This window comes from Bradyrhizobium forestalis, assembly GCF_002795245.1.
GTDB lineage: Bacteria > Pseudomonadota > Alphaproteobacteria > Rhizobiales > Xanthobacteraceae > Bradyrhizobium > Bradyrhizobium forestalis.
Window position 1 is genome coordinate 1 of record NZ_PGVG01000126.1, and the last position, 771, is coordinate 771.

Genomic DNA, 771 nt, shown 5'->3' on the forward strand with positions numbered 1-771 from the left:
GATTCCGTGATCGCATCGGAGGTGGCGATGCGACCGAAGAAGCACAGGACGACGGGATCGGGCGATCTGTTTCGGGCCAGGCTGGACCAAATCATCAATATGAAGCACGAGCTGGTTCAGCTCGCCGGCAGGATCGACTGGGATTGGATCGACGGCGAGATCGCGCCGCTCTATAGCGAGAATGGTCGGCCCGGGATCGCGACCCGCTTCATGATCGGGCTGTTGCTGCTCAAGCACATTTACGGGCTGTCCGATGAGGGGGTGTGTGAGCGCTGGGTCCACGACCCATATTTCCAGTACTTCACCGGCGAAGAGTTCTTCCAGCACGCATTCCCGCACGAGCGCTCGGACCTGAGCCACTGGCGCAAGCGGCTCGGCGACAAGCTGGAGCTGCTGTTGGCCGAGAGCCTGCGGGTGGCGCACGAAGCCGGCGCGTTACGCAGCCAGGACCTCAAGCGTGTCACGGTCGACACCACCGTGCAGCCGAAGGCGATCACCTTCTCGACCGATGCCAAAGCTGCTGCACGCGGCCATCAAGGGTGCTCAACCGCATGGCGAGGAAGCACGGGGTCTAGCTGCGGCAGTCCTATCTGCGCATTGCCAAAATCGCGTAATGGCGGGACGCTACGCCCATGCCAAGCAATTCAGGCGGCATCAGCGGCAGTTGCGCATCCTGCGCAGCCGACTGGGCCGGATCATCCGCGATATCGGCCGCAAGATCGAAGGTCGAGCTGTGCTCGAGAACGCCTTCGTCCTCCCGCTCAGCCGGGC

At 63.0% G+C, this 771-nt stretch carries 1 pseudogene; it reads left to right on the forward strand.

The window, feature by feature from the left end:
• Positions 1–27: 27 nt before the first annotated feature.
• Positions 28–771: pseudogene (locus CVM73_RS38780) on the forward strand (transposase); the annotation flags it as partial.